The 249-nt window shown below is 49.4% G+C and carries 1 pseudogene; it reads left to right on the forward strand.

What is annotated here, in order from left to right:
• Nucleotides 1-249, forward strand: a pseudogene (locus MTCD1_RS19890) (ABC transporter permease); the annotation flags it as partial.

Genomic DNA, 249 nt, shown 5'->3' on the forward strand with positions numbered 1-249 from the left:
ACCCGTAGCATAGTGCTCGCCAAGGTGTTTGCCGTTACTGTGTTCGCCATGTTGGGTCTGCTGTTAACCCTGATCATCTCCAAAATATCCTATGCCTATGTCCCCTGGCATGAGCTTGGATTTACGGTCAACATAAGCACAGACTTCATCTTGCTTATGCTATTAGTTGGACTCCCCATCGCCATGATGGCCGCCAGCCTGCAACTCTTTGTCTCCTTCATGGCCAAGAGCTTTAAAGAGGCTCAATCC

The sequence above is a fragment of the Colwellia marinimaniae genome (assembly GCF_002207865.1).
GTDB classification, from domain to species: domain Bacteria; phylum Pseudomonadota; class Gammaproteobacteria; order Enterobacterales; family Alteromonadaceae; genus Colwellia; species Colwellia marinimaniae.